Here is an 829-nt window from a genome sequence, read left to right on the forward strand (position 1 = left end):
CCTCGACGACCTCCGGCAACGGGACCTGCCTGACCAGGACTTCCTGCCCGCTGTAGGTGTCGAAGGCGCGGGTCTCGGTCAGTTCGTACTCGTCGGAGGGCGGCAGCGGCAGGCGGTAGCGGTCGGCGAGAACCCGTCCCGCGTAGTCGTCCACGTTGCCTCCCCCGGCACTACGGTCGATCGGTTCCGTTCGCCCGGCGGGCTGTTCCGGCTGCGTACGGTCCGCAAGCATTCACGATACGTGCCGGAGGCAACCCGCAGAGAGGGGATGCCACATCTGACTCCCCATTCCGCGGGCCGGTCATGCTCAGGACTTCGGCCGGAACGTCTCCGTCAGCGTCCGCCAGGTGTCCTTGCGCAGGTCGCTGCCCCATTCGGCGGCCTTGGCCGTGTACATCAGCCCGTACCCGAGCCGGTCGCCGACGACGGTCCCCCGGTCGATGGACCGGTACTTGGTCCCGCTCTCCACATAGGTGAACTCCCAGTCGGCCGTGTCCCAGCCCCGGTACTCCACCGCCTCTATACGGATCCGCTGGTACTGGGCGCGCACCATGGCGCGTTCCTGGTTCTTCCAGTCCGCGACCGGGTCGTCCTTCGGCGTGGTCGTCCAGCCGATGAGCAGCTTCTGCCCGTTCGGCCCGGTGAACCGGTCCCCGGCGGCCCCCGTCGACTGGAACTTCCATCCCTCGGGCAGCCCGATCGAGTACCCCTGGTTCCCGTTGTACGTCTCCGCCGCCGACGTACCGCCGTCGTCCTCTTCCTCGCCCCCGGCCTCGTCCTCGTCCCCGGCCGATCCACCCGTGCCGGCGGTGGCGGCCGCCCAACCCCC

The 829-nt window shown here is 69.5% G+C and carries 1 pseudogene; it reads right to left on the reverse strand.

From position 1 onward, the window contains the following. Positions 1-307: 307 nt before the first annotated feature. Positions 308-829 (reverse strand): annotated as a pseudogene (locus tag B7767_RS35670) (serine/threonine protein kinase); the annotation flags it as partial.

Origin of the sequence: Streptomyces sp. 13-12-16 (assembly GCF_002114215.1) — a bacterium.
Classification (GTDB): domain Bacteria; phylum Actinomycetota; class Actinomycetes; order Streptomycetales; family Streptomycetaceae; genus Streptomyces.